This window comes from Psychrobacillus sp. FSL H8-0510, assembly GCF_038008345.1.
Lineage (GTDB): Bacteria > Bacillota > Bacilli > Bacillales_A > Planococcaceae > Psychrobacillus > Psychrobacillus psychrotolerans.
In genome coordinates, this window is record NZ_JBBOYZ010000001.1 from 3,792,698 (window position 1) to 3,799,671 (window position 6,974).

At 34.7% G+C, this 6,974-nt stretch carries 7 protein-coding genes; all 7 read right to left on the bottom strand.

Annotated elements, in window-relative coordinates:
• Window positions 1-61 precede the first annotated feature (61 nt).
• The 7 genes from rsmG to rpmH all read right to left on the bottom strand — a co-directional run bounded on the left by rsmG (window position 62) and on the right by rpmH (window position 6,458).
• A complete protein-coding gene (gene rsmG, locus MHI40_RS19345; protein WP_340764292.1) occupies window positions 62-778 on the bottom strand; it encodes a 16S rRNA (guanine(527)-N(7))-methyltransferase RsmG in 717 nt (238 codons plus the stop codon).
• Window positions 779-801: 23 nt separating this feature from the next.
• Window positions 802-2,691 (bottom strand): tRNA uridine-5-carboxymethylaminomethyl(34) synthesis enzyme MnmG, encoded by a 1,890-nt coding sequence (gene mnmG, locus MHI40_RS19350; RefSeq protein ID WP_093538012.1) that lies wholly within the window; start codon window positions 2,689-2,691, stop codon window positions 802-804.
• Between the two features lie 22 nt (window positions 2,692-2,713).
• Window positions 2,714-4,099 carry a tRNA uridine-5-carboxymethylaminomethyl(34) synthesis GTPase MnmE gene (mnmE, locus tag MHI40_RS19355; RefSeq protein ID WP_340764295.1) on the bottom strand — a complete coding sequence of 462 codons (1,386 nt, stop codon included), beginning with the start codon at window positions 4,097-4,099 and terminating at the stop codon, window positions 2,714-2,716.
• A gap of 235 nt (window positions 4,100-4,334) precedes the next feature.
• Complete coding sequence (gene jag / locus MHI40_RS19360; protein ID WP_093538014.1) at window positions 4,335-5,078, bottom strand: RNA-binding cell elongation regulator Jag/EloR; 744 nt, start codon at window positions 5,076-5,078, stop codon at window positions 4,335-4,337.
• Window positions 5,075-5,845 carry a membrane protein insertase YidC gene (yidC, locus tag MHI40_RS19365; protein ID WP_340764299.1) on the bottom strand — a complete coding sequence of 257 codons (771 nt, stop codon included), beginning with the start codon at window positions 5,843-5,845 and terminating at the stop codon, window positions 5,075-5,077. Before yidC ends, jag begins: the two co-directional genes overlap by 4 nt.
• 65 nt (window positions 5,846-5,910) lie before the next feature.
• Entirely contained in the window at window positions 5,911-6,258 is a 348-nt protein-coding gene (rnpA, locus tag MHI40_RS19370; RefSeq protein WP_093538016.1) for a ribonuclease P protein component, read from the bottom strand.
• A 65-nt stretch (window positions 6,259-6,323) separates the two neighbouring features.
• A complete protein-coding gene (rpmH, locus tag MHI40_RS19375) occupies window positions 6,324-6,458 on the bottom strand; it encodes a 50S ribosomal protein L34 (RefSeq protein WP_090567297.1) in 135 nt (44 codons plus the stop codon).
• Window positions 6,459-6,974: the final 516 nt, after the last annotated feature.

The window sequence follows — 6,974 nt, forward strand, 5'->3', positions numbered from 1 at the left end:
TATACACAAAATATTCACGATTAAATTTATACCTTAAATGTTTCACGTGGAACGTTCCTCATTAAATAATTGGTGTTTTATTTGGAATACCTGGTTTTCGAGGGTATCTTTTCGGTGTGCTTTTAGTTTTAGAAAAGACATACAACGTTCTTTCACTATTTTCTAATGGTAATAAAAAAGAATAATCTGATGTTTTTTCTGCACCTAAAACGGATAATGCTTTAGAAGCATCTTTTAGTTCTTCAGAAGCACTTGCTGCTTTCATCGCTATAAACTTCCCTCCAACTTTAACGAGAGGAAGACAGAGTTCAGATAACACAGAAAGTCTCGCAACAGCTCTAGCAGTTACTATATCAAAATTTTCTCTATATTCCTTATTTTGTCCAAAATCTTCTGCTCGAGAATGAACAAAGTGAACATTTTTTAACCCAAGTTCTTTACTAAGATGTGTTAAGAATTGAATTCGCTTATTTAAAGAGTCTACTATTGTAACACTTAAATTAGGAAAACAAATTTTCAAAGGAATACTAGGAAAACCTGCACCTGCTCCAACGTCACAAATTGAGTATTTTCCTGTGAAATCTTCATAAAAAGAAGCACTAATGGAATCGAAGAAATGCTTTAAATAAACAGAAGGCTCGTCCGTTATGGCAGTTAAGTTCATCTTCTCGTTCCATTCCACTAGTAACTTAAAATAAATTTGGAATTGTTCTACTTGAGTACTACTCAAATCTATTCCTTTTTCTTGAAGGGCTTTTACAAATTGTTCTTCGTTCATGTAGTTCTCCTTATCATTTTAGACTACCCAGAAATTTTCGCTATTTTTCCTTGTTCTATATATATAAGTAAAATAGATATATCTGCTGGATTTACTCCTGAAATTCGAGATGCTTGAGCAATCGACAATGGTCGGACTTGCATCAGTTTCTGTTTTGCCTCTGTAGCAATACCGTTAATAGCATTATAATCGATATTCTCAGGAATTTTTTTGTCTTCCATTTTTTTAAGTTTTTCTACTTGCTGAAGAGATTTATCGATATACCCTTCATACTTAACTTGTATCTCTACTTGTTCTTTTTCTTCTATAGATAATTCTACCTCAGAAGGTGACAATTGAGCTACTAAATCATAGTTCATTTCTGTTCGTTTTAAAAGATCTGCTGCACGAATTCCATCTTTCAATTCGCTACCAGCTACGCTTTTTATCAAATCTTGAGTTACTTCATTTGGTTTTATCATTGTTGATCGTAAACGAACTAACTCATCTTCTACTCTTTTCTTTTTCTCTAAGAATTTACTATATCGTGATTCCGGAACTAATCCAATTTCATATCCAATTTCCAACAGTCTTAAATCAGCATTGTCATGACGAAGTAATAAACGATATTCTGCACGGGAAGTAAGTAAACGATATGGTTCATTAGTTCCTTTCGTTACTAAGTCATCAATTAATACACCGATATATGCATCTGATCTACTCAATACTTTTTCTTCTTTTTTAAGTGCACGTAAACCAGCATTTATTCCTGCCATTAAACCTTGACCTGCTGCTTCTTCATAACCAGAAGTACCGTTTATTTGACCCGCTGTATATAGATTTTTTACTTTTTTAGTTTCTAATGTTGGCCATAATTGAGTTGGTACCATTGCATCATACTCAATTGCGTATCCAGCTCGCATCATTTCTGCATTTTCAAGTCCTGGAACAGAGGCTAACAGCTGACGTTGTACATGTTCTGGAAGACTAGTAGATAACCCTTGAACATACACCTCTCGTGTATTTCTACCTTCTGGCTCTAAGAAAATTTGATGACGAGGCTTGTCGTTAAAGCGTACAACCTTATCTTCAATTGAAGGGCAATACCTTGGACCAGTTCCTTTAATCATACCAGAATACATCGGTGATAAATGTAAATTATCATTAATAATTTGATGCGTTACTTCACTTGTATAAGTTAACCAGCAAGGTAATTGATCCATGATAAATTCTGTCGTCTCAAAACTAAAAGCTCTTGGAACATCATCCCCGGGTTGGATTTCTGTTTTACTATAATCTATAGTTTTACTATTTACACGCGGTGGAGTACCTGTTTTGAAACGAACTAGATCAAAACCTAAGTCACGGATACTATCCGCTAATTTTATAGAAGGTTGCTGATTATTAGGTCCACTTGAGTACTTCAAGTCGCCTATAATAATTTCACCACGTAAGAAAGTCCCCGTCGTAATTACGACTGTTTCTGCACGGTAAACTGCTCCTACTTGTGTCACTAGACCAGCAATTTTGTCGTCTTCCACTAGTAATTCCTCTACTACAGCTTGATGAATTGTTAAGTTCTCTTGCTCTTCTAAAAGACGCTTCATCTCATTTTGGTAAAGTACTTTATCAGCTTGTGCACGTAATGCTCGAACAGCAGGTCCTTTCCCTGTATTAAGCATTCTCATTTGAATATGTGTTTTGTCTATAACTTTTCCCATGGCCCCGCCAAGTGCATCTATTTCACGCACAACAATTCCTTTTGCAGGTCCTCCGATCGATGGATTACAAGGCATAAATGCAATCATATCAAGATTTATTGTTAGAACTAAGGTTTTTGCACCCATTTTAGCAGCTGCTAAAGCCGCTTCCACACCTGCATGTCCTGCTCCAACAACAATCACATCGAACTTGCCCGCTTCAAACTTCGGCATGTTCGTAACTTCCTCTCGTCTCTTATTTTCCTAAACAGAATTGTGAGAACAGTTGATCAATCAAACTTTCTTCGACTGTATCCCCTGTTATTTCACCTAGTATTTCCCATGTTCTAGTAACATCTATTTGAATCATATCTACAGGCACATCATTCTGTGCCGCTTCTAACGCATCTGTAATAGTTGATTTTGCCAAAGTCAATAATGATATATGTCGAGCATTCGATACATATGTCAGATCAGTGGCTTCAATTGTACCCTCAAAGAACAAAGAGGCAATCGCTTCTTCTAATTCATTTACCCCTTGTTCCTCTAGTAAAGAAGTAGTAACAATACGTTTATGACCTGATAATTTTCTTACTTCATCTATCTCTATTTCGGTTGGTAAATCAGTTTTGTTTATAATAACGATATAGTCCATTCCTTCAATTGCTTCAAACAATCTTCTGTCTTCTATCGTTAACTTCTCAGCACTATTTAAAACAAGTAATATAAGATCTGCTTCTTTTAGTACCTGTCTAGACTTTTCTACGCCGATTCTTTCTACAATATCTTCTGTTTCTCGAATACCTGCAGTATCGACCAGTTTTAATGGGACGCCTCGTACATTAACGTACTCTTCTATAATATCCCTAGTTGTTCCTGCTATATCCGTCACAATTGCTTTATTTTCTTGTATTAAACTATTTAAAAGAGAAGACTTCCCTACATTCGGTCTACCTATAATCGCAGTAGATAATCCTTCTCGTAGTATTTTCCCTTGAGATGATGTCAAAAGTAGTTTGTCGATTTCTTCACTAACCCACGTACATTTATCTATCATTAATGGAAGTGTCATTTCCTCTACATCATCGTATTCTGGATAGTCGATATTTACTTCTACTTGCGCCAATGTTTCTAAGAGTGCTTGCCTCAATGTAGCAATAAGTCTAGATAATCGACCTTCCATTTGCCCTAATGCAACATTCATGGCTTTGTCTGTTTTTGCTCTTATTAAGTCCATTACAGCTTCAGCTTGTGAAAGATCAATTCTCCCATTTAAAAAAGCACGTTTGGTAAACTCACCCGGTTCTGCTAGTCGGGCACCATTTATTAAGGCTAGCTGAAGTACTCGATTAACAGAAACTAGTCCTCCATGGCAGTTTATCTCAATGACATCTTCTCTTGTAAATGTTTTGGGCCCTTTCATAAGGGACAGCATAACTTCCTCTACAACCTCACCATTTTTAGGATCAATTAGATGACCATAATGAATGGTATGAGAACTTTGTTCAAATAAACTTTTTCCGCTTGGTGAACGAAATATTTTATCTGCTATAGCTATTGCACTAGATCCGCTTAATCTCACTATAGCAATGGCACCTTCTCCCATTGGAGTTGAGATAGCAGTTATTGTATCAAATTCCACAAGTGTCCACCTCCTTACAAATCCTTACTTATCCACATGTGTATAAGTAAACCGAACAAGACTATCTAACATATAACAATACCATAAAACGACTAAAATCAGAAGTATAGATACTTTTTCATATGTGAACAAAAATACCTAAAGTTCGCTAATAGATAGCAAGACTCGAGATAAAATTATTTAATGCAATAAAAACGGATTTCAGTGTTTAACATAGCTGAAATCCGTTGGAATATTATTTAATTGGTTCGATAACTAAATAACGATTTGGATCCGTTCCCACTGAATAGGTTTCAATATCCACTCGTACAGACAATGCATTATGAATTATTTTCCGTTCAAATGAGGACATTGGTTCAAATTCTACCTTACTACCAGTTCGAATAGCTTTGTCTGCCATTCTTTCTGCCAGTTGCTCCAATGATTCTTGTCTTCGTTCTCTGTAATCACCAACGTCTAACTTTATAATGATAAAAGAATTAGAAAATTTATTTGCAACTAATTGTGATAAGTTTTCTAATGCATTTAACGTTTGTCCACGCTTTCCAATTAATATAGCAGCTTTCTCACTATTTAAATGAAGATAGATAAACTTCCCGTCTCTTTTCTCATTAATAACTAGATCATTTATATTCATTTCTTTTGCAATCTCTTTTATATAACTTTTTGTTTCTTCCACTGCTTGTTCATTTGTAATTGTTGGTACATCTTCCATAACCGATTCTTTTTTGACTGTCTCTTCTAATTCGGTTACTTCTTCAACCTTTTCTACTTCTTGTACTTTTACTTCTTTTATTTCTTGTTCTTTTTTCAAAACAGTTACTTCAACAACTGCAGGCTTTTTTCCAAATCCAAGAAAACCTTTTTTACCTGCTTCCACTAATATAATTGACACGTCATCTCTGGAAACGCCAAGCTTTTCCAGTGCAACCGTTATAGCTTCTTCTTTTGTAGGTGCAGTTTGTGTAATCTGATTCATTTTTTTGGTCCTCCCGTTTTAACAGGTTCTGTTTTTGGTCTGTTCCAAGGTTTGTAAATGAATAAATTTTGAATGATGGAAATAATATTTCCGATAACCCAATACAACGTCAAGGCAGCTGGTAAAACGACACCAAATCCCATAATCATAAATGGCATAATGTACATCATTAACTTCATTTGAGGATTATCCATTGCTGGACCTGTGCGTAAAACAATTAATTGCATAAGACCTGCCAAGATAGCTAGGAAAATACTTGGTTCCGCTAAAGCAAAGCCAATAAAATCTCCAAGATTAATTTCTGGTGTATTATTCATACGGCTAATGGCATGATAGAAACCGATCAATATCGGCATTTGAATGAATACCGGTAAACATCCAGCAGCAGGATTAACTCCTCTTTCTTTAAAGAGGGCCATCATCTCTTGCTGATACTTTTGCTGCGTTACAGCATCTTTCGAGCTATATTTTTCTTTTAGCTTTGTTAACTCGGGTTGGACTTCTTGCATATTTTTAGAGCTTTTCGTTTGTTTTATCATTAATGGTAGTAACACTAAACGAATAATTATTGTTACGGCAATAATACCCAAACCATATGTCCCTAATAATTCTTTAAAAAACGTTATAGATGATACTAATGGCCATACGATGTATTCATTCCAAAACCCTTCTGATTTATCATAGATTGGCTCATTGAACTCTGTACATCCTGCAAGCAAAGCAGTAGTTACTACTAATAATAGTACAAGTGATAAACGTTTATTCAACCTTCTTCCCCCTAATAAGTCTTATATATCTCTTCATTGTATTTTAACATTTCCTTGGAAAGTTACTACTTACTTTTCTTATTTAAAGCTTTAGCAACTTTTAAAACATGCTCTATACTTTTTTTAGTTTCATGAAAGTCTAATTTGGCCGCCGGATTTCTGGCGATAATAATATAGTCCATGTTTGGAAATACTTGATCATGTATTTCTAGGAAGGTTTGTCTAATATATCGTTTAATGCGGTTACGAACTACTGCATTCCCAACCTTTTTGCTGACTGATAATCCAACTCGGTAGTAGTCTTCTTCTTTATTTAAACAGTAAACAACAAATTGTCTATTCGCAAAAGACTTACCCTTTTTAAAAATGGTTTGGAATTCTGCATTCTTTTTAATACGTTGTTTCTTATTCATGTTCTCACCAGCTCCAACTAATTCGTTTTAAAAGAAAAAAAAGACCACTGAAATGGTCAGTGGACTTATGCTGATAATACTTTTCTTCCTTTAGCACGACGGGCTGCAATAACGCGTCGACCGTTTTTAGTACTCATACGTGCGCGGAAACCGTGATTTTTGGCACGTTTACGTGTATTTGGTTGGAATGTACGTTTCATCTTATATGACACCTCCTGAGTGATCATCTTCAATCTTCGTAAGACAGTCTCCGATATTATATATAACTTCTAGTCGTTTTGTCAATGCCTTTCAATAATTAGCTAATGAACAAACTACAATTAGTTATCCACAATTCGCAAGGTATTAAATTATAGCACTGTGTGTAACAAATTTCCCTAAAAAATTATCCACAACACTTATGAACATATTCTGCACATATCATTGTGTTGTGGACAACTTATATTGTTAATAATTAAATAATTGTGGATAACCCTTAAATTTCTTGTAATCTCAATGATTTTTTGTTACGATATTTGTGTTTTACTTTTTCAAAAATTTTTCGTTCCTTTTTCTTATCCACAGTTGTTAGTAATCTGTGGATAAGTTTATTCCCATAACTTTATAACGTTTATCCACAGGCAGTGGATTTGTGTATATGTCGAATTTTGTAATACATATATTATTTTTTGAAAAAAAGTTTAACTAACAAATCCGCAGTAAAGGAGACTAGATAA